Here is an 18,688-nt window from a genome sequence, read left to right as displayed (position 1 = left end):
AGATGATTATACCAGACTTGCGGCCGGCTGTCAACCGGGAAGGGACATCTTTTTTGTGGAAGAAAGAGATTTTTTGCTCTGATTTTTGTGCAGATAGTTCCCCCTTCCCCTGCCCGCTTGACGGGCGGCCCGCTTTGCGTTAGGATAAGGTAGATTCCGCATGATGTATCCCTCACAGAAAGGAGCCGCAGCCATGACCGTCTACCCCAACATCTACCAGAGCATCGCCCCCGGACCCATCGTGGAGCTGCGGGGCTACGCCTGCGCCTGCAAGCTGCCCGGCAAGCTGTATGCCTGCCTGGATTACAGCGGCCCCACCGGCACCGCCCGGGACGGCCTGGCCGAAGGGATGCTGGCCCTGGCCGCCCAGCGCGGGGTACTGGCGCCCGGCCAGACCCTGATCGAAGCGGGCAGCGGCGCCTTTGCGGCCGCCCTGGCCCTGGCGGGCCGGACCAGCGGCCACCCGGTCTGTCTGGCCATGCCCGACAACACCCCCGCCGGCCGCCAGGAACTGCTGTCGGAGCTGGGGGCGCAGCTGCTCTTTTCCCCGGCGCGGGAGGGGCCGGCAGGCGCACGGGACCTGGCGCGCACCTGGGCCGGGAAGCGGGGCTGGTACTACACGGACTGGCTGGCCTGCGACGACAACCCCGAATACCACCGCCGCGTGACCGGCCCGGCCATTGCCCAGGCCATCGTGCGGGAGGGGGAAAGCCTGGTGGACGCCATTGCGGTCAGCGTGGGCAGCGGCGGGACCATCACCGGGGTGGGCGAATGCATCAAGGCCTGGACCAACGACGTACAGATCATCGCGGTGGAGCCCTATGAATGCCAGGCCCTGGGGGGCGGTTTCATCGGGCAGCACGGCATCCCCGACATGGGCTTTGGCCTGGTGCCCGACAACTATAACCCCTACGTCGTGGACAAGATCGCCGCCGTCACCAGCGCCGAGGCCGCCCGGGCCGCCCGCACCGTCCTGCTGACCGACGCCGTGCCCGCCTCGCCCAGCGGCGGGGCTGCCATCGCGGCGGCGGCACGGTTCCTGGCCCAGGGCCGCAGCCGGGCCGCCCTCTGCCTGATCCCCGGCCGGACCGGCCTTCTCGCCTGAACCTGCCAAATCCAAACAGAAGGAAGCGTTTTTGCATGACCCACAACATGACCAGCGGGCCCATCACCCCGCTGCTGGTCCGATTCACCATCCCCCTGGTGCTGGGCAACCTGTTCCAGCTCACCTACAACGCCGCCGACAGCGTCATCGTGGGGCGCTTTGTGGGCGAGGACGCCCTGGCCGCCGTAGGCACCTCCAACCCCCTGATGACCCTGGCCATCCTCTTTATCAACGGGATGTGCCTGGGGGCAGGCATCCTGGTGAGCAACGCCTTTGGCGCCCAGGACACCGACCGGCTGGAAAAGCAGGTATCCACCACCGCCATTGCAGGCGGGGCCTTCTCCCTGGCCTTCTCGCTGTTGTGCATCCTGCTGGCCACCCCTCTGCTGCGGCTGATGCAGGTGCCCGACGAAGTTCTCCCCATCGCGGTGGCCTATTTGCAGGTGGTGTTCGCAGGGCTGATCTTCACCTTCTTTTACAACTTCCTGGCGGCCACCCTGCGGGCCCTGGGCGACAGCAAAAGCGCCCTGTATTTCCTGATGCTCAGCGCCCTGCTCAACGTCTTTGGAGACCTGCTGTGCGTGGCGGTCCTGGGCTGGGGGGTGCGGGGCGCGGCCCTGTCCACCGTCCTCAGCGAGGCGCTGTGCTGCCTGTGCTGCGCCGTCTACATCCGGCTCCGGGTGCCGGTGCTCTGTCTGGGGCGCAAGTGGCTGGTGTTCGAGCCTTCCATGCTGCGCCAGACCGTCCGGTACGGCTGGACCAGCGCCATGCAGCAGGCCACCGTCCAGCTGGGGAAGATCGCCATCCAGGCCGTGGTGAACACCATGGGGGTCAGCGCCATGGCGGCCTTCACGGCGGCCAGCCGGGTGGATGACTTTGCCTATACCCCCCAGCAGAACATCGGTCACGCCATGACCACCCTGATGGCCCAGAACCGGGGCGCCGGCCAGCGGGACCGGGTCCGGCAGGGCTTCTTTGCCGGGATGCGCATCGAGGCGGTGTACGGCCTGCTCATCATGGCGGTCTGCTTTTGGGGGGCCGAGCCCATCATGCGCCTCTTTGTGGACGAGCCCGAAGTGATCGGGCTGGGGGTGCGCTTTTTGCGGCTGGTGTCCCTGTTCTACCTGCTGCCCTCGGCCACCAACGGCATCCAGGGCGGCTTCCGCGGGGTGGAGCGGCTGCAGGTCACCCTCAACAGCAGCCTGCTGAACATGGGCGGACGGGTGGCTGCGGCGGCCCTGTTCGTCTTTGTGTTCCATATGGACATCGAGGCCCTGCCCTGGAGCTACGCCGTGGGCTGGGTCTGTATGCTGATCTACGAGCTGCCCCTGCTGGCGCGTCTCATGAAGGACGGCGAATTCTGACCGGCCGGCGCAAAACAGACTATCAAAAAAGTCCTGTCCAGCCGACATGTGCGGATGGACAGGACACATACAGGGAAATTTAGCGCTGAGAGTGTGCGAGGCCGAAAGGCCGAGTGCGCGGTTCAGCGTTAAATTTTGTCCCAAGGGGGATATTAGGGGGAAAGAATTTCTGACCTGCGCAGCAGGCAGAAATGGGTTCCCCCTAAAGCGTGTCGTTTTTCGACACGCTCACCCCCGCCTCTCCTCAAAGAGAGACGAGGGCTTCGTTTTTATGGGTATGGTTTACTGGGGCTGATGGCCCAGGTAGGCCAGGATGCCGCCGTCGGCATAGAGGATCTGGCCGTTGACGAAGTTGGAGGCGTCCGACGCCAAAAAGACGCAGGGGCCCACCATATCCTCGGCCTCGCCCCAGCGGCCGGCCGGGGTCTTGGAGATGATGAAGGCGTCGAAGGGGCTGCGGCTGCCGTCGGGCTGGCGCTCACGCAAAGGCGCGGTCTGGGGGGTGGCGATGTAGCCGGGGCCCATGCCGTTGCACTGGATGTTGTACCCGCCGAACTCCGAGGCGATGTTCTTGGTCAGCATCTTCAGGCCGCCCTTGGCCGCCGCATAGCCCGAGACGGTCTCGCGGCCCAGCTCGCTCATCATCGAGCAGATGTTGATGATCTTGCCCGCCCGCTTCTGGATCATGTCGGGCAGCACCGCCTTGGAGCAGTTGAACGCGCCCACGATGTGGACGTCCAGCACCTTCCTGAAATCCTCGGTGTCGGTCTCCAGCATGGGCTTGCGCTGGATGATGCCGGCGTTGTTCACCAGGATATCCACCGGGCCCACATCCTGCTTGATCCGGGCCACCATGGCCTGCACCGCCGCCCAGTCGGTGACGTCTGCGATGTAGCCGTGGGCGTCGATGCCGGCGGCCTGGTAGGCGGCCACGCCTTTCTCATAGCTGGACTGAGACGAGCAGTTGAAGCAGACTTTGGCCCCGCAGCGGGCCATCCCCTCCGCGATGGAAAAGCCGATGCCGTGGGCGCCGCCGGTGATCAGGGCGACCTTGCCGTGGAGGTCAAATGCAGAAAGTTCCATGGGAAGCTCCTTTCTATCCGATGCACAGATGTATCCTATGTTGTATCCTAGTTGCAGCCTGAACAAAAGGCCCCGCCCCCGGCCCAGTGGACCAGATGCGGGGCCTTGTCATCCAAAGTTACAGGCCTGTCCGGCGCCGGGGCTCAGCGCAGGTCGGTGGTGGCGATGTTGTCCATGTCGTCGAACTCCATGTTCTCGCCGCCCATAGCCCAGATGAAGGTGTAGTTCGAGGTGCCCACGCCGCTGTGGATGCTCCAGGAGGGGCTGATGACAGCGTCCTCGTTGTGCATGACGATGTGGCGGGTCTGGGTGGGCTCGCCGCACATATGGAAGACCACCTGCCCCTCGGGCAGCTCAAAATAGGTGTAGATCTCCATCCGGCGCTCGTGGGTGTGGCTGGGCATGGTATTCCAGTTGGAGCCGGGCTCCAGCTCGGTCATACCCATGCTCAGCTGGCAGGTCTTGAGCACGTCGGGGTGGATGAACTGGTTGATGGTGCGCTTGTTGCAGGTCTCGGTGCTGCCCAGCGGCCGGTGGTTGGCGTCCGCCATCTTGATCAGGCGGGTCTCATAGGCGCAGTGGGCCGGGGCCGACACCATGTAGAACTTGGCGGGGCAGGCGGGGTCGGCCGACGCAAAGGTGACCTCCCGGGTGCCCTGGGTGATGTACAGGCAGTCCTTGTAGCCCAGCTCGTACCGGACGCCGTCCACCATCACGATGCCGGTGGAACCCTTGCCGATGTTGAACATACCGATCTCGCGGCGCTCCAGGAAATAGTGGGTGCCGAAGTTGGCCCACACGTCGATGCCCTTGTCGATGGGCACCACCTCGTGCACCGGCATACAGCCCAGGGTGACCATCCGGTCCACATGGCTGTAAACGGCCACCACCTCATCCGCCTTGTACAGGCCGGTGATGAGCATTTCGTCCCGCATTTCCTCGGTGGTGTAGCGCTTGAAGTCCTTCTGGTTGCAGGAATAACGGATCTCCATATTCTGCCTCCTGTGGAACGCAGCTCAGCGCTGGATCCGGCCGGAGCCGTCGCCGCCGGCCAGCTTCTCCACCTCGGAGACGGTGACCATGTTGTAGTCGCCCTCGATGGAGTGCTTCAGGGCGGAAGCCGCCACTGCGAACTCCACGGCATCCTGGGTGCTCTTGCCGTTCAGCAGAGCGTAGATCAGGCCGCCGCCGAAGCTGTCGCCGCCGCCCACGCGGTCGATGATGCGCAGCTCATATTTCTTGGAGAAGCAGTAATCGTTGGTGGCTGCATCGTACAGCATGGCGCTCCAGCCGTTGTCCGAGGCGCTGTGGCTCTCACGCAGGGTGATGGCCACCTTCTCGAAGTGGAACTTGTCGGCCAGCTGCTTGGCCACGCTCTTGTAGCCCTCGTGGTTCAGGGTGCCGCCGTAGATATCGGTGGCCTCGGCCTCGATGCCGAACACGTCCTTGGCGTCCTCCTCGTTGGAGATGCACACATCCACATACTGGCACAGGTCGGTCATGGCGGCGCGGGCCTGCTCACGGGTCCACAGCTTGCCGCGGTAGTTCAGGTCGCAGCTGATCTTGACCCCGGCCTTCTTGGCGGCCTTGCAGGCCTGACGGCAGATCTCCACCACGTTCTCGCCCAGAGCCGGGGTGATGCCGGTGAAGTGGAACCAGTCCACGCCCTCAAAGATCTTCTCCCAGTCGAAATCGGAGGGCTGGGCCAGCTGGATGGCGCTGTTGGCGCGGTCGTAGATGCAGACCGAGCCGCGCTGGGAAGCGCCCTTCTCGTTGTAGTAGATGCCCACACGGTCGCCGCCGCGGACGATCATGCTGGTATCCACGCCGTAGCGGCGCAGGCTGTTGATGGCGCACTGGCCAATGGCATGAGCGGGGAGCTTGGTGACAAAGGCGGCGTCCACGCCGTAGTTGGCCAGCGAAACGGCAACGTTTGCCTCACCGCCGCCAAAGGTAAACTCGAGGGTGCTTGCCTGGACGAAGCGCTCGTAGTTGTACGGCTGCAGACGGACCATCAGTTCGCCAAAGGTAACGACTTTCATTGTACTGTTCTCCTTCAATCTATGGTTTGTGGATGGACTTCAAACGACCCGCCGCAGGGCGCGGGCCCCGGCGGGAGAATGCGGAAAGGGGGACGGATCAGACCTTGACCAGGTGGATGGCAAAGCCGCCGATCTCGTCTGCCATGTAGCAGGACATGGTCTTGCCGTTCTTGACGCCCTTGGACTCGAGGTCGAACTTGACGCCGCGGCGGCTCAGGTGGTAGATGGCGCGGTCCACGTTGTTGGTGCCGATGGCGATGTGGCCGTTGGTGCCGCGGCCGGGCTTCTTCATGATCTCAAACTCCTTGTTGCCCACAAAGATGCTGGAGTTGCCCGGGGTGACCTTCATGTTCAGCAGGGCGGCCAGGGCGTTGGCGGTGGACTTGGCCTCCTCCTCGTTGGCGGTGTTGATGCCCACGTGCACCAGCTTGAGGCCCAGCATGGTATCGACGGCCTCTTTGCACATCGAGGTGATCTTGTCCCACTCGCCGGCCTTGATCACGTCGCTCTTGCACATCCAGGTGCCGCCCACGGCAAAGATCTGGTCGTAGTTCAGGTAATCGTTGACGTTCTTGGCGTTGACGCCGCCGGTGCACATCCACTTGGCGGTCTTGAGGGCGCCGCCGATGTTCTTCAGCATCCCCACGCCGCCGTTGGCCTCGGCGGGGAAGAACTTGAGGGCCTCGCAGCCCATGTTCATGGCCTGCTGCATCTCGCCTGCGGTGGCGGTGCCGGGCATGGCCAGGCAGCCCTTGTCAATGACATACTGGGTGATGTTGGGATCGAAGCCGGGAGCGACGATGAAGGAAGCGCCCGCATCGATGGCGCGGTCCACCTGCTCCTTGGTCAGCACGGTGCCGGCGCCCAGCAGCATCTCGGGCATCTCCTTGTGGATCAGGCGGATGCACTCCTCGGCGCAGGCGGTGCGGAAGGTGACCTCGGCGGCGGGCAAGCCGCCGTCCGACAGGGCCTTGCACAGGGGCAGGGCCTCGTCCACGCTGTTGAAGGCGATGACGGGGATAATGCCGATCTCGTAAACACGCTCCAGGGTAGGATTCGTAAACATAAACGCATTCTCCTTTACTTTCAGGCTTGCGCAGTATGACCAGGACGCCCGGGAACGCCGCAGGGGGCCTTCGGGAGCGCCCTGGAGCCATGGGCATGGCTTGTCCAGGCACACTGTTGTATGCTACTAGTATAAACCAAGGACGCCCGTTTGGTAATACTCACATAGCACAATGTTTGTAAACACATCTTGTATACATTGCATAAAACTGCACGAGGACCGGCCTTTACATCCCCGTCAGGCCCAGCCGGTCAAACAGCTCGGCCACCCCGTCGTGGTCGCAGTCCCGGTCGGAAACGATGTCGGCCAGGGCCTTGATGGACGGCATCCCGTTGGCCATGACGGCGGCCACCCCGGCGGCTTCCAGCATCCGGCGGTCGTTCTCGCTGTCCCCGACGGCCAGCACCCCTTCCCGGGGGATGCCGAGGCTGCGGGCCAGGGCCAGCAGGGCGGAGCCCTTGTTCACGCCGGCGGCGGTGGCCTCCACGTTGTCGGGGGAGCCCTGGGTGGCCTCCACCCCGGGGATGGCCTCCAGCAGGGGCAGCACCTCCCGGGCGGCCTCACGGGAATCAAAGAACATGCAGAACTTTTCGATCTCCCCGGCGTGCGCCTCAAAATAGGTGCGCAGGTCGGGCAGGACGGTGAAGCGGCCGTCATCCGCCTGCTTGGCCTCGGTGGAGAGCAGCCGGGCCATCCGGGCCTTGCTCCAGGCCATGCCCGCGGGGGTCTTGAAGGTGCGTCCGTGCGCAAAATAGCTCAGTTCCCCCTGGCAGCGCTCCAACAGGTCGTAGACGGCCCGGGCGGTAGCGGGGGCCAGCGGGCTGTAATGGAGGCAGACCGGCTGCTTGACCGGCTCGGGGCCGGGGTCGCCGTAGCAGCTGCGGATGGCGGCGGCGGGGTCGTCCCCCATGTCCCACACCGCCGCGCCGTTGGATGTGATGGCGTAGCGGACCCCGGGGAGGGCGGCGGCCACCCGGGGCAGGGCGGACAGGCCCCGGCCGGTGGCGGGCAGCACCACCACCCCCCGGCGGACCGCCTGGCCGATGGCGTCCAGGGTGCGGGGGGTGATCCGGCTGGTGCGGTCCAGCAGGGTGCCGTCCAGGTCCAGGGCGGCCATTTGGATGACAGGTGTGTTCATAGCGTTTCCTCCTCCATGCCCAGCACAAATTTTTCCACGGCACGGCCCACGCCGTCCTGGTTGTTGGATGCGGTGATGTAGTCGGCGGCCTCCTTTACCTCGGGGAAGGCGTTGGCCATGGCCACCCCCAGCCCTGCGGCCCGCACCATGGCGGTGTCGTTGCCGCCGTCCCCGCAGGCCATCAGGGACGAGACCGGCAGGCCCAGCGCATCGGCCAGGGCCAGCAGCCCGGCGCCCTTGTTGGCGCCGCGGGCGTTCAGCTCCATGTTGAGGGGCAGGCTGGACACCACCTCCAGGCCCAGGTCCTCCATGGCGGTCCAGGCGCGCCGGCGCTCGGCCTCCTCCAGAAAGAACAGGGTCAGCTTTTCGATGCCCCGCTTCTGGCCGGCGATGAAGCTGCGCAGGCCGGGCAGCGCGATGCGGGTGTTCAGGACATAGTCCCGGAGGTTGTCGGGCACAAAGCGGTAGGAGGCGGCCCGGTTGGCGGGGGTGGTGTAGCCCTGGCCGTCCTGGAACAGGTCGGTCATGCAGTCAAAGGCGGACAGGGCGTCGTAGGCGGCCAGGGCGGTGCCCCGGGGGATGTACAGTTCCCGCAGGGCCTTGCCGGCGGCCAGGTCCATGACCCGGGCCCCGTTGGATGTGATGGCGTAGCGCACCCCCGGCAGTGCCAGCAGCTCGGGGGGCAGGCCGGCGTGGGTGCGGCCGGTGGCGGGCACGATCAGCACCCCCTGCCTCCCGGCCGCCCGCAGGGCCTCGAGGGTGCGCGGAGTGAGCTGTTTGCGGTCGTCCAGGACGGTGCCGTCCAGGTCCACCGCGATCAGACGAATGGGTGAAGTATCCATAAAAAGCCTCGATTTTCCCAATGGTTTTTGTGTTCCCGGCAGACAGGCCGCCGGGGCGCCTTGCGCGCCGTCCCAGAGCAAGCGGGGCGCTCCCCACTATTTTACTGTACTTTCTCCGTTTGCGCAAGGGCGGCGGATGTGGTAGAATGATACGGTACCCGCGCCCGCCGGACCGGGCGCGCCACCGTGTTTTTTATTGTAAGGAGTACGCCATGCTGAAACTATGCCGGCTTCGGCCCCATCTCTGGTTCCAGCTGTACTGGGTGATCTACCTGGTATGGTTTTTCACCCTGGACTGGACCATCACCGACCCTGCCTATATCATCCACAGCCCCCTCGACGACCGGATCCCCTTCTGCGAGTGGTTCATCTTCCCCTATTGCAGCTGGTTTGTGCTGCTGGTCGCGGTGACGGCCCTGCTGTGGTGGTACGATACCCCCGCCTACGACAAGCTGTGCCTGATGATGTTCTCGGGCATGACCTTCTGCCTCATCCTCTATATGCTGCTGCCCAACGGGGTGGACCTGCGCCCCACCGCCGAACAGGTGGGCCGGGACAACATCGCCATGGACCTGATGCAGCTGATCTGGCGGGCCGACGCCTCCAACAACGTCTGCCCCTCCATCCACTGCCAGAGCTCGGGCTGCATGGCCCTGGCCTTCGCCAAGAGCAAGCTGGCCGCGGGCCGTCCCTGGCTCAAGGCGCTGGCGTACGGCTGGGCGGCGCTCATCTGCATCTCCACCGTTTTCACCAAGCAGCACTCGGTCATCGACGTCGTCTGCGGGCTGGCTCTGGTGGCCGTGTGGTATTACCCCCTCTACGGCCGCCGGAAAACCGCCGCAGCCCCCAAAATGTAAAATTTCATTGTCAAAGTTTGAACAAATGGCCCATTGACGCAGCTGGAATATCAGTCTACAATAGAGGCAAGTTCAAGAAAGCTTCCGCACGGCGGAAACAAGAAAGGAGACGCGCCCTATGGCCGCATCATCCAGTGCGCGGGAGGCCGCCTATCAGACCCTATGGAACCGGATCGTCACCATGGAATTGAAGCCCGGGGACCCGCTCAACGACCGGCAGCTGGCTGAGGAAATGGGCATCAGCCGCACCCCCGTGCGGGAAGCCCTGATCATGCTGAACATCGCCCACATGGTGGTGATCAAGCCCCAGAGCGGCACCTATGTGGCCCCCATGGATCTGAAGCTGATGCGGCTGGAGCAGTTCGCGCGCTTCACCCTCGAAAAGGAGATGCTGCTGCAAGTCTACGACCACTGCCAGCCCGCCTACATCGAAGCCTACCAGGCCAACATCCGGGCCTATGAAAAGGCGGCCGCCTCCCGGGACCCCCAGAAAAACAGCCGTATGCTGGAAGTGGACAACCAGTTCCACCGGCTGGCTTTCACGTTCTGCGGCATGGAGGACCATTTCGACCATATGATCTCCACCTTCAAGCACATCGAGCGGCTGCGCCTGTTCAGCCTGATGCTGGGCGAAAACGAGTCGGTGCCCAGCCAGCACCGCCAGATCGTGGAAGCCCTCGAACACGGCACCGCCGGGCAGCTGGCCCAGGCGCTGCGGGAACATCTGGACCGCTACAAGCTGTCGGTGCAGCAGGCCCGCAAGGCCCATCCCGATTATTTCATCGAGGGCTGAGACCTGCATTTTTTTAAAATATCAGGCCAAAATAGTAAAATAAACCGTGAGAAACATAAAATTTTTCTCACGGTTTTTCTTTTTTGGAAAGGTTCCACAAAAACCCCGGAAAAAGAATGGAGGGTTTACCACTTGTCAAAAAGGGATTGATATACTAGAATGAAATCAATCAAGAATGTCCCTCTGTGCCCAGGGCAGTCCGGAGCGGCTGCAAAGCCGCGCTTGCCGGCGGCGTCCCGGCCAGGGCGCGGCGTTTGCAAATCCAGACACAAAGGAGAGAAGACTATGCCAATGCAAATGGGTTTCCGTTGGTACGGCGAAGGCAACGACAAGATCACCCTGTCCGACATCAAGCAGATCCCCGGCGTGACAAGCATCGTGTGGGCGCTCCACAGCAAGATGCCCGGCGAAGTGTGGGAAGTGGATGAGATCGCCGAGGTGCAAAAGCAGCTCGAGCCCTATGGCTTCAACATGGACGTGGTGGAGTCGGTCAATGTCCACGACGACATCAAGATCGGCCTGCCCACCCGGGACAAGTACATCCAGAACTACATCCAGACCATCCGCAACCTGTCCAAGTTCGGGGTGAAGGTCATCTGCTACAACTTCATGCCCATCTTCGACTGGACCCGCACCGACCTGTTCCACCCGGTGGGGGACGGCTCCACGGCGCTGTATTACCAGAAGGACATGATCCGGGACGACTACAACGCCATGGCCGAGTACATCATGAGCTTCACCGAGAAGTACAACATGACCTTCCCCGGCTGGGAGCCTGAGCGGATGGCCAAGCTCGACGAGCTGTTCAAGGCATACAAGCCGGTCACCAAGGAAAAGCTGTGGGAGAACCTGAAGTACTTCCTGGAGGCCCTGATGCCGGTCTGCCACGAGTGCGACATCAAGATGGCCATCCACATGGACGATCCCCCCTGGGATATCTTCGGCCTGCCCCGCCTGCTGACCAGCGCCGAGAACATCGACCGGTTCCTGTCCATGGTGGACGATCCCTACAACTGCCTGACTTTGTGCTCGGGCAGCCTGAACGCCGACCCCAACAACAACGTGGCCGACATCATCTACAAGCACTGCGACCGCATCGCGTTCGCGCACATCCGCAACGTCAAGCATTTCCCCAACGGCGACTTCTCGGAAGCCAGCCATCGGGACTGCGACGGCGACACCCACATCCTGGACATCCTCAAGGCCTACCACGACTGCCACTACGAGGGCTACATCCGCCCCGACCACGGCCGTCATCTGTGGGGCGAAGGTCCCGGCACCGTCCGGCCCGGCTATGGCCTGTACGACCGTGCCCTGGGCATCATGTATATGTGGGGCATCTGGGATATGCTGGACAAGCTCGACGCCGAAAAGGCCGGCAAGGACTGAGCCATGTCCGCACATCCGCGCACTAGGAAAGGGAGCGTATGATCCATGAAACTGACTGACATCGAACACGGCCCCATCAGCCCCGTGTGGGAGGAAAAGGGCTATCAGCTGCCCCAATTCGACCGGGAGGCCGTCAAGGCCAAGACCGCGGCCCAGCCCACCTGGGTCCACTTTGGCGCAGGCAACATTTTCCGCGCCTTCCCTGCGGCCATTTTGCAGCAGGTGCTGGATTCGGGCAAGTACGACCGGGGCGTCATCGTGGCCGAGAGCTTTGACTACGAGATCATCGACAAGGCCTACCGCCCCTACGACAACCTGAGCCTGCTGGTCTGCCTGCAGTCGGACGGCAGCATCCAGAAAAAGGTCATCGCCTCGGTGACCGAGAGCCTCAAGGCCGACCCCCAGTTCGCGGAGGACTGGGCCCGGCTGGTGGAGGTATTCTGCGCGCCCAGCCTGGAGATGGTGTCCTTCACCATCACCGAGAAGGGCTACGGCTTCTCCCCTGCCGACCTGGAAAAGGGGATGGGCGCACAGTTCGCCATGGGCAAGATCACGGCCCTGCTGTATGAGCGCTACAAGGCGGGCGCCATGCCTCTGACGCTGCAGAGCATGGACAACTGCTCCCACAACGGCGACAAGGTCAAGGCCGGCGTCTGGGCCTATGCCGAGAAGTGGGCCGAAATGGGGATCGTCCCCGCCGGCTTTGTGGACTACGTCAAGGACGAGAGCAAGATCTCCTATCCCTGGAGCATGATCGACAAGATCACCCCGCGCCCCGACGCCAAGGTCCAGAAGATGCTGGAGGAGGACGGCTTCGAGGACAACTACACCATCGTCACCGAGCGCCACACCTTCACCGCGCCCTTCGTCAACGCCGAGGAGACCGAGTACCTGGTCATCGAGGACAAGTACACCAACGGCCGTCCCCCGCTGGAGCTGGGCGGCGTCATGTACGCCGACCGCGAGACGGTGGACAAGGTGGAGAAGATGAAGGTCTGCACCTGCCTGAACCCCCTGCACACCGCCATGTCCATCTACGGCTGCCTGCTGGATTACACCCTCATCAGCGCCGAGATGGCCGACGAGGATATCCGCGGCCTGATCACCAAGATGGGCTACATCGAGGCCATGCCCGTGGTGGTGGACCCCGGCGTGCTGAAACCCGCCGACTTCATCGGCGCCGTGCTCAACCGCCGCCTGCCCAATCCCTTCATGCCCGACGCGCCCCAGCGCATCGCCACCGACACCTCCCAGAAGCTGTCCATCCGCTTTGGCGAGACCATCAAGGCCTACATCGCCCAGGGTCTGGATCTGCATGAGCTGGTCCTCATCCCGCTGGTGCTGGCAGGCTATGCCCGCTACCTGAAGGGCATCGACGACGCGGGCAAGGCGTTCGAGCCCTCTCCCGACCCGCTGCTGGCCGAGCTGAGCGCCATCGTGGCACCCCTGGAGGTCAAGGAAGGCCCGCAGGATTTCAGCTGCCTGAAACAGCTGTACACCCGCAAGGACGTCTTTGGCCTGGACCTGTACGAAGCCGGCCTGGGTGAGAAGATCGAGGGGATGGCCGCCGAGCTGTATGCCGGCCCCGGCGCCGTCCGCAAGACCCTCCACAAGTACGTTTCCGCCCGCTGATCCCTCCGAACCCAACGCGATCGCCGCCCTGCACTGTGTTTGCTTTGCCGCAGTGCAGGGCTTTTTTGCCGGCGGCTTTTGTCTTTTTTCCAGCAGTTTGTGCACTTAGTATACAAGGTGCCGTTTTTGCCTTGACATCCAGCCGGCGGGGCTGTATCATACAAATAAGAGCGGCGCTCAGAGCGCTGCAACATCGACTTGCACAGGCGCCTGTTTGGCCCTGGGCATGACAGGAGGTAAATATCAATGTCTGTCTGCACCCCGAAATCCTTTGATCTGACCGGCAAGATCGCCCTGATCACCGGCGCTTCTTACGGCATCGGCTTTGCCATCGCCACCGCCATGGCAAACTGCGGCGCCACCATCGTCTTCAACGACATCAAGCAGGAGCTGGTGGACAAGGGCCTGGCCGCCTACAAAGAGGCCGGCATCGACGCCCACGGCTATGTCTGCGACGTCACCGACGAGGACGCCGTCAACGCCTTCATCAAGCAGGTCACCGAGGAAGTGGGCCACATCAACATCCTGGTCAACAACGCCGGCATCATCAAGCGCATCCCCATGTGCGAGATGACCGCCGCCCAGTTCCGCCAGGTCATCGACGTGGACCTGAACGCCCCCTTCATCGTCTCCAAGGCGGTCATCCCCGACATGATCCAGCAGGGCGGCGGCAAGATCATCAACATCTGCTCGATGATGAGCGAGCTGGGCCGCGAGACCGTGTCGGCCTACGCCGCAGCCAAGGGCGGCCTGAAGATGCTGACCAAGAACATCGCCTCCGAGTACGGCGAGTACAACATCCAGTGCAACGGCATCGGACCCGGCTACATCGCCACCCCGCAGACCGCGCCCCTGCGTGAGCGTCAGCCCGACGGCAGCCGTCATCCCTTCGACCAGTTCATCGTCTCCAAGACCCCGGCCGGCCGCTGGGGCAACGCCGAGGACCTGGGCGGCCCCGCCGTCTTCCTGGCCTCCGAGGCTTCCGACTTTGTCAACGGCCACATCCTGTATGTGGACGGCGGCATCCTGGCTTACATCGGCAAGCAGCCCCAGTAAGCGCAGCCGTCTGTAAAAAGCAAAAAACTCGCCCCCGCCTTTCTCGCTGTGAGAGAGACGGGGGCGTTTTTGCATCCTATAAGGCCGGGGGAAAAGGTCACTGGGCCTGTTCGGCGCGGTGCTTGGCCAGCAGGGCCTCGATCTTGCGGATGGGGTCCGCGATGGCCGAGACCGACACGTCGTGGTTCAGAGCCAGCACGAAGTAGGCCGCGTACTTCGAGACGTCCACGTCCAGATACCAGTCGCGCTGGAGCAGCTCGGGCTTGCGGTAGGTCAGGTTGGTGCCCACCACAAAGTCCAGTGCGCCCTCCTCCACGGCGGCGTCGAACTTGCCAAGGCCGGCGGTGAACAGGGGGAAGGTGGCGTCGGCGATGATGTGGGCGGCGCCGCGCTTCTTCAGCTCGCGGGCCACTTCCAGCATACTGTCGCCCGATGCGACGATATCGTCGGCCACGAACACCGTCTTGCCTTCCACCGATTCACCCAGATACTCGTGGGCCACGATGGGGTTGCGGCCGTTGACCACCGTGGTGTAGTCGCGGCGCTTGTAGAACATACCCAGGTTGCAGCCCAGCACGCTGGAGAAGTACATATTCCGGTTCATGGCGCCTTCGTCGGGGCTGACCACCATGAAATCGTTCTTGTCGAACGACAGGCCGGGCATCTTCTGCAGCAGGCTCTTGAGCACCTGATAGGTGGGCATGGCGTTGTCAAAGCTGAGCAGGGGGACGGCGTTCTGGACGCGGGGGTCGTGGGCGTCAAAGGTGATGATGTTCTTCACGCCCATATTCTGCAGCTCCTGCAGGGCCACAGCGCAGTCAAGGCTCTCCCGGACCTCACGGCGATGCTGACGGCCGCCGTACAGGCTGGGCATGATCACCGACACGCGGTGTGCCTTGCCTGCCACGGCCTGGATCAGACGCTTGAGGTTGGAGAAGTGGTCGTCCGGGGACATATGGTTCTCATACCCGAACAGCTTGTAGGTGACGCTGTAGTTGCCCGGGTCAACCACGATGAAGATGTCATCGCCCCGCACCGAATCCTTGACCAGACCTTTTGCGTCGCCGCTCTGGAAGCGGGGGCACTCGCAGGGGATGATGAAGCTGCCCTGCTCCATGCCGCTTTGTGCAGCCCACCGCATCAGGTGGCGGTCGATCAGGTTGGTCAGCTCCTCCGCACCGGGGCAGCACAGCAGGCGCAGGTCTGCAACGCTGCCGCCCTGGGCGAAGATATCCTTGGCTTCGATCACATTGGACATTTTTACGGCTCCTTTAATTCCTCTTTACCAGTGTTATGCCTATTTCATACGAAAAGGATCATGCCATTTTCATTTTATCACATTTTGGCCCTGCTGCCAGCAGGATTTTCAAATTTCTGCGCCTTGCACAGCAGTTATACCAAAATTCGCCCAGGTCTGTTCGTTATTGACAAATCCCGGCAGGCCGGTTTTCACAAAGTTGTTCTCACAAGCTGGCCACAGCGGCTTTCAGCTGTTCCACGCGGTCGGTGTTTTCCCAGCGCACCCCCAGGTCCTCGCGGCCCATGTGGCCGTAGGCCGCCAGTTTCCGGTAGATGGGCTTGCGCAGATCCAGGTCCCGGATGATGGCGGCGGGGGTCAGGTCAAAGACCTGTTCCACGGCCTGCTCGATCCGGGCATCCTCCACCGTGCCGGTGCCGAAGGTATCCACCATGATGGACACCGGCTGGGCCACGCCGATGGCATAGGCCAGCTGCACCTCGCAGCGGCGTGCCAGGCCGGCGGCCACCACATTCTTGGCCACCCAGCGGGCGGCGTAGGCGGCGCTGCGGTCCACCTTGCTGGGGTCCTTGCCCGAGAAGGCGCCGCCGCCGTGGCGGGCGTAGCCGCCGTAGGTATCCACGATGATCTTGCGCCCGGTCAGGCCGCTGTCGCCCTGGGGCCCGCCGATGACGAACCGGCCGGTGGGGTTGATGAAATACTTGGTGTTCTCGTCCAGCAGACCGGCGGGGATGACGGCCCGGATCACCTGCTCCATCACATCGGCCCGCAGGGTCTCCATATCCACGTTCTCCCGGTGCTGGGTGGAGACCACCACCGTGTCCACACGGACGGGGCGGTCGCCCTCGTACTCCACCGTCACCTGGCTCTTGCCGTCGGGGCGCAGGTAATCCAGCAGGCCGCTCTTGCGCACCTCGGTCAGGCGGCGGGCCAGCTTGTGGGCCAGGCTGATGGGCAGGGGCATCCGCTCGGGGGTCTCGTCGCAGGCATAGCCGAACATCATGCCCTGGTCGCCGGCGCCGCCCACCTGGTCGTTGGTGCCCAGGGCGATGTCGGGGCTCTGGCCGTCGATGTTGGAGATGACGGCGCAGGTATCGGCGTCAAAGCCGTACTTGGCGCGGGTGTAGCCGATGTCGGCCACCACCTCCCGCACCAGCTTCTGGAAGTCCACATAGCAGCTGGTGGTGATCTCCCCCATGATGTGGACCAGGCCGGTGGACACGCAGGTCTCACAGGCCACCCGGGCGCCGGGGTCCTGCTCCAGGATGGCGTCCAGGATGGCGTCCGAGATCTGGTCGCAGATCTTGTCGGGATGCCCCTCGGTGACGGATTCGGATGTAAACAGATGTCTTGCCATAGTATGCTCCTCTCTTACAGGTATATCGCAAACGGTCCCAAACAAAAAGACACCCGGAACCCGAAGGCTCCGAGTGTCCCACTCTTATCTTTCGGTTTCCCGCAGGATTTGGCACCTTACGCTTGCGCGCAGGTTGTCGGGCTTCACAGGGCCTGTCCCCTCAGCCGCTCTTGATAAGCACGGTATTCAATTTGTTGCAAAGGGTAGTATAGCATCCCTTCGTCCGATTGTCAAGCGCAAAGCGGCGCTGCGGCCAAAAGGCTCAGTAGCCCCTGGCCTGCTCGCCCCGGATCAGCTTGACGGCGCGGCTGGTGCCCAGGCGGTCTGCGCCCAGCTCGAGGAAGGTCTCCATATCCCGGATGGTGGAGATGCCGCCGGCGGCCTTGACCTTGCAGCGGCCCGCCACCCCCTTGACCATCAGGGCCACGTCCTCAAAGGTAGCCCCGCCGGTGGAAAAGCCGGTGCTGGTCTTGATATAGTCGGCCCCGGCCTCGCAGACGATGTCGCACATCCTGCGCTTTTCCTCGTCGGTCAGCAGGCAGGTCTCGATGATGACCTTGAGGACCTTGTCCCCCACCGCCTCCTTGACGGCCCGGATGTCCTCCCGCACGGCGTCGTACTCGCCGTTTTTCAGCCGGCCGATGTTGATGACCATATCCACCTCGTCGGCGCCGTTGGCAATGGCGGTGCGGGCCTCAAAGGCCTTGGACGCGGTGTCCATGGCGCCCAGAGGGAAGCCCACCACGCAGCAGACCTTGCAGCGGCCTGCCAGATACGCCGCAGCCTGGCGGACGTAGCAGGTATTGATGCAGACCGAAGCGGTGCCGTAGGCCACCGCCTCATCGCACAGCGCCTGCACCTGGGGCCAGGTCGCCTCGGGCTTGAGCAGGGTGTGGTCCACGTGGGACAGGATTTCCTTGTGATCCATTGTTCAACCTCCGTTGTTAATGCTGCTTTTTGGCCTTCTTCACCAGGCCGATGCCCACGCCGCTGAGCACGATGGCGACGATGGACGCCAGCGCCCCGATGATGCCCAGCACCAGGCCCGACACCAGAAAGCCAAAACCTTTCAACTTGTGAACCATACTCGTTACCTCCGTTCATTGCGGGCCCCGACGGGCGGGGTCCCTGAAGATCAACAGCTTGCTGAACAGGTAGTTCAGCACGATGACCAGCACATTGGAAAACGCCTTGACGCCCAGGCCCCACAGCGCCAGCGCGGCGGCCGGGTGATCCAAGGCGGCGCCGCCGCCCTGCCACAGGGCCACGGCCCCCCACAGCGCCCCGCCGAACAGGCCGTCCAGCACCGTCTGCACCGCAGCCTGCCCCCACAGGGCCAGGCCGTTGCCCACCGCCGCCATGATGACGGTATCCAGCAGCATGGTGCCCAGACGGCAGCCCACAAAGCGGCCGAACTCCACGGCGGCGGCCCGGCCGCGGGTATGGCTGCCAAAGACGAACCGCCGGTTGGTGGCATAGGCAAAGAGGATGCACAGGATGTTGTCCAGCACATTGCCCCAGCTGTTGGCGGCACGGTAGCCGAACAGGGCCTGGAACAGCCCGTACAGGACCATATTCAGCAGGGTGGTCAGGACGCCGAACACCAGATAGCGCAGCGCCTCGCCGTGGGCCCGGGCCCCGGCCCATACTTTCTTGACAGCAGACATACAGCACCCGATCCCCATCCTCCCTGCCGGCGGCCGGGG

18 protein-coding genes and 1 riboswitch are annotated in these 18,688 nt (G+C 63.4%); of the genes, 7 read left to right on the top strand and 11 right to left on the bottom strand.

From position 1 onward, the window contains the following. The first annotated feature begins 193 nt into the window (after nucleotides 1–193). Together B5E66_RS02245 and B5E66_RS02240 are read left to right on the top strand one after the other, a co-directional pair. The gene (locus B5E66_RS02245) at nucleotides 194–1,105 is read left to right on the top strand and encodes a pyridoxal-phosphate dependent enzyme (protein ID WP_087228358.1); all 912 of its coding nucleotides are present in this window, start codon (nucleotides 194–196) and stop codon (nucleotides 1,103–1,105) included. A gap of 35 nt (nucleotides 1,106–1,140) precedes the next feature. Further along, nucleotides 1,141–2,469, top strand: coding sequence for an MATE family efflux transporter (locus tag B5E66_RS02240; RefSeq protein ID WP_087228357.1), 1,329 nt, complete (start codon nucleotides 1,141–1,143; stop codon nucleotides 2,467–2,469). Between the two features lie 282 nt (nucleotides 2,470–2,751). Here the strand turns inward: B5E66_RS02240 and B5E66_RS02235 are convergent, their stop codons facing one another. From B5E66_RS02235 to B5E66_RS02210, 6 genes are all read right to left on the bottom strand, one after another. After that, nucleotides 2,752–3,552: a gluconate 5-dehydrogenase gene (locus tag B5E66_RS02235; RefSeq protein WP_087228356.1), complete on the bottom strand. Its 801-nt coding sequence runs from the start codon at nucleotides 3,550–3,552 to the stop codon at nucleotides 2,752–2,754. A gap of 143 nt (nucleotides 3,553–3,695) precedes the next feature. Then, the gene (gene kduI / locus B5E66_RS02230; RefSeq protein ID WP_087228355.1) at nucleotides 3,696–4,544 is read right to left on the bottom strand and encodes a 5-dehydro-4-deoxy-D-glucuronate isomerase; all 849 of its coding nucleotides are present in this window, start codon (nucleotides 4,542–4,544) and stop codon (nucleotides 3,696–3,698) included. A gap of 24 nt (nucleotides 4,545–4,568) precedes the next feature. Further along, nucleotides 4,569–5,594 carry a sugar kinase gene (locus tag B5E66_RS02225; protein ID WP_087228354.1) on the bottom strand — a complete coding sequence of 342 codons (1,026 nt, stop codon included), beginning with the start codon at nucleotides 5,592–5,594 and terminating at the stop codon, nucleotides 4,569–4,571. Nucleotides 5,595–5,691: 97 nt separating this feature from the next. Beyond that, nucleotides 5,692–6,660 (bottom strand): bifunctional 4-hydroxy-2-oxoglutarate aldolase/2-dehydro-3-deoxy-phosphogluconate aldolase, encoded by a 969-nt coding sequence (gene eda, locus B5E66_RS02220; protein ID WP_087228353.1) that lies wholly within the window; start codon nucleotides 6,658–6,660, stop codon nucleotides 5,692–5,694. Nucleotides 6,661–6,886: 226 nt separating this feature from the next. Next, a complete protein-coding gene (locus B5E66_RS02215; RefSeq protein WP_087228352.1) occupies nucleotides 6,887–7,798 on the bottom strand; it encodes an HAD hydrolase family protein in 912 nt (303 codons plus the stop codon). Next, entirely contained in the window at nucleotides 7,795–8,640 is an 846-nt protein-coding gene (locus tag B5E66_RS02210) for a Cof-type HAD-IIB family hydrolase (RefSeq protein WP_087228351.1), read from the bottom strand. Before B5E66_RS02210 ends, B5E66_RS02215 begins: the two co-directional genes overlap by 4 nt. Before the next feature lie 212 nt (nucleotides 8,641–8,852). On the opposite strand from B5E66_RS02210, the gene B5E66_RS02205 reads away from it, so the two are divergent. The 5 genes from B5E66_RS02205 to B5E66_RS02185 all read left to right on the top strand — a co-directional run bounded on the left by B5E66_RS02205 (nucleotide 8,853) and on the right by B5E66_RS02185 (nucleotide 14,367). Beyond that, entirely contained in the window at nucleotides 8,853–9,497 is a 645-nt protein-coding gene (locus B5E66_RS02205) for a phosphatase PAP2 family protein (RefSeq protein WP_206393023.1), read from the top strand. A gap of 118 nt (nucleotides 9,498–9,615) precedes the next feature. Continuing rightward, entirely contained in the window at nucleotides 9,616–10,290 is a 675-nt protein-coding gene (locus B5E66_RS02200) for a GntR family transcriptional regulator (protein WP_087228350.1), read from the top strand. Between the two features lie 285 nt (nucleotides 10,291–10,575). Then, nucleotides 10,576–11,679: a mannonate dehydratase gene (uxuA, locus tag B5E66_RS02195; protein WP_087228349.1), complete on the top strand. Its 1,104-nt coding sequence runs from the start codon at nucleotides 10,576–10,578 to the stop codon at nucleotides 11,677–11,679. Nucleotides 11,680–11,724: 45 nt separating this feature from the next. Further along, the gene (locus B5E66_RS02190; protein WP_087228348.1) at nucleotides 11,725–13,311 is read left to right on the top strand and encodes a mannitol dehydrogenase family protein; all 1,587 of its coding nucleotides are present in this window, start codon (nucleotides 11,725–11,727) and stop codon (nucleotides 13,309–13,311) included. 246 nt (nucleotides 13,312–13,557) lie between these two features. Further along, on the top strand, nucleotides 13,558–14,367 hold the full coding sequence (locus B5E66_RS02185; protein WP_087228347.1) for a gluconate 5-dehydrogenase: 810 nt from the start codon (nucleotides 13,558–13,560) through the stop codon (nucleotides 14,365–14,367). A 97-nt stretch (nucleotides 14,368–14,464) separates the two neighbouring features. On the opposite strand, the gene B5E66_RS02180 is transcribed toward B5E66_RS02185, so the two are convergent. The 5 genes from B5E66_RS02180 to B5E66_RS02165 form a co-directional block, all read right to left on the bottom strand. Then, nucleotides 14,465–15,625 (bottom strand): ribose-phosphate pyrophosphokinase, encoded by a 1,161-nt coding sequence (locus B5E66_RS02180; RefSeq protein WP_087228346.1) that lies wholly within the window; start codon nucleotides 15,623–15,625, stop codon nucleotides 14,465–14,467. A 205-nt stretch (nucleotides 15,626–15,830) separates the two neighbouring features. Beyond that, nucleotides 15,831–16,982, bottom strand: a complete 1,152-nt coding sequence (metK, locus tag B5E66_RS02175) for a methionine adenosyltransferase (protein WP_087228345.1) — start codon at nucleotides 16,980–16,982, stop codon at nucleotides 15,831–15,833. Nucleotides 16,983–17,063: 81 nt separating this feature from the next. Next, a riboswitch (SAM riboswitch) is annotated at nucleotides 17,064–17,162 on the bottom strand. Between the two features lie 82 nt (nucleotides 17,163–17,244). Then, a complete protein-coding gene (deoC, locus tag B5E66_RS02170) occupies nucleotides 17,245–17,910 on the bottom strand; it encodes a deoxyribose-phosphate aldolase (protein ID WP_087228344.1) in 666 nt (221 codons plus the stop codon). Between the two features lie 16 nt (nucleotides 17,911–17,926). Beyond that, a complete protein-coding gene (locus tag B5E66_RS13175) occupies nucleotides 17,927–18,067 on the bottom strand; it encodes a hypothetical protein (RefSeq protein WP_164474857.1) in 141 nt (46 codons plus the stop codon). A 15-nt stretch (nucleotides 18,068–18,082) separates the two neighbouring features. Beyond that, on the bottom strand, nucleotides 18,083–18,649 hold the full coding sequence (locus B5E66_RS02165) for a GtrA family protein (protein WP_087228343.1): 567 nt from the start codon (nucleotides 18,647–18,649) through the stop codon (nucleotides 18,083–18,085). Nucleotides 18,650–18,688 lie beyond the last annotated feature (39 nt).

The sequence above is a fragment of the Faecalibacterium sp. An121 genome (genome assembly GCF_002160915.1).
GTDB lineage: Bacteria > Bacillota > Clostridia > Oscillospirales > Ruminococcaceae > Faecalibacterium > Faecalibacterium avium.
The sequence above is the reverse complement of the archived record's forward strand: the minus strand, read 5'-3'. Positions and strand labels throughout refer to the sequence as shown.

What these genes read in the sequence shown, in the direction of transcription:
- B5E66_RS02245 (WP_087228358.1), top strand. Translation starts at nt 194, where the DNA reads ATGACCGTCTACCCCAACATCTACCAGAGCATCGCCCCCGGACCCATC.
- B5E66_RS02240 (WP_087228357.1), top strand. Translation starts at nt 1,141, where the DNA reads ATGACCCACAACATGACCAGCGGGCCCATCACCCCGCTGCTGGTCCGA.
- B5E66_RS02235 (WP_087228356.1), bottom strand. Translation starts at nt 3,552, where the DNA reads ATGGAACTTTCTGCATTTGACCTCCACGGCAAGGTCGCCCTGATCACC.
- kduI (WP_087228355.1), bottom strand. Translation starts at nt 4,544, where the DNA reads ATGGAGATCCGTTATTCCTGCAACCAGAAGGACTTCAAGCGCTACACC.
- B5E66_RS02225 (WP_087228354.1), bottom strand. Translation starts at nt 5,594, where the DNA reads ATGAAAGTCGTTACCTTTGGCGAACTGATGGTCCGTCTGCAGCCGTAC.
- eda (WP_087228353.1), bottom strand. Translation starts at nt 6,660, where the DNA reads ATGTTTACGAATCCTACCCTGGAGCGTGTTTACGAGATCGGCATTATC.
- B5E66_RS02215 (WP_087228352.1), bottom strand. Translation starts at nt 7,798, where the DNA reads ATGAACACACCTGTCATCCAAATGGCCGCCCTGGACCTGGACGGCACC.
- B5E66_RS02210 (WP_087228351.1), bottom strand. Translation starts at nt 8,640, where the DNA reads ATGGATACTTCACCCATTCGTCTGATCGCGGTGGACCTGGACGGCACC.
- B5E66_RS02205 (WP_206393023.1), top strand. Translation starts at nt 8,853, where the DNA reads ATGCTGAAACTATGCCGGCTTCGGCCCCATCTCTGGTTCCAGCTGTAC.
- B5E66_RS02200 (WP_087228350.1), top strand. Translation starts at nt 9,616, where the DNA reads ATGGCCGCATCATCCAGTGCGCGGGAGGCCGCCTATCAGACCCTATGG.
- uxuA (WP_087228349.1), top strand. Translation starts at nt 10,576, where the DNA reads ATGCCAATGCAAATGGGTTTCCGTTGGTACGGCGAAGGCAACGACAAG.
- B5E66_RS02190 (WP_087228348.1), top strand. Translation starts at nt 11,725, where the DNA reads ATGAAACTGACTGACATCGAACACGGCCCCATCAGCCCCGTGTGGGAG.
- B5E66_RS02185 (WP_087228347.1), top strand. Translation starts at nt 13,558, where the DNA reads ATGTCTGTCTGCACCCCGAAATCCTTTGATCTGACCGGCAAGATCGCC.
- B5E66_RS02180 (WP_087228346.1), bottom strand. Translation starts at nt 15,625, where the DNA reads ATGTCCAATGTGATCGAAGCCAAGGATATCTTCGCCCAGGGCGGCAGC.
- metK (WP_087228345.1), bottom strand. Translation starts at nt 16,982, where the DNA reads ATGGCAAGACATCTGTTTACATCCGAATCCGTCACCGAGGGGCATCCC.
- deoC (WP_087228344.1), bottom strand. Translation starts at nt 17,910, where the DNA reads ATGGATCACAAGGAAATCCTGTCCCACGTGGACCACACCCTGCTCAAG.
- B5E66_RS13175 (WP_164474857.1), bottom strand. Translation starts at nt 18,067, where the DNA reads ATGGTTCACAAGTTGAAAGGTTTTGGCTTTCTGGTGTCGGGCCTGGTG.
- B5E66_RS02165 (WP_087228343.1), bottom strand. Translation starts at nt 18,649, where the DNA reads ATGTCTGCTGTCAAGAAAGTATGGGCCGGGGCCCGGGCCCACGGCGAG.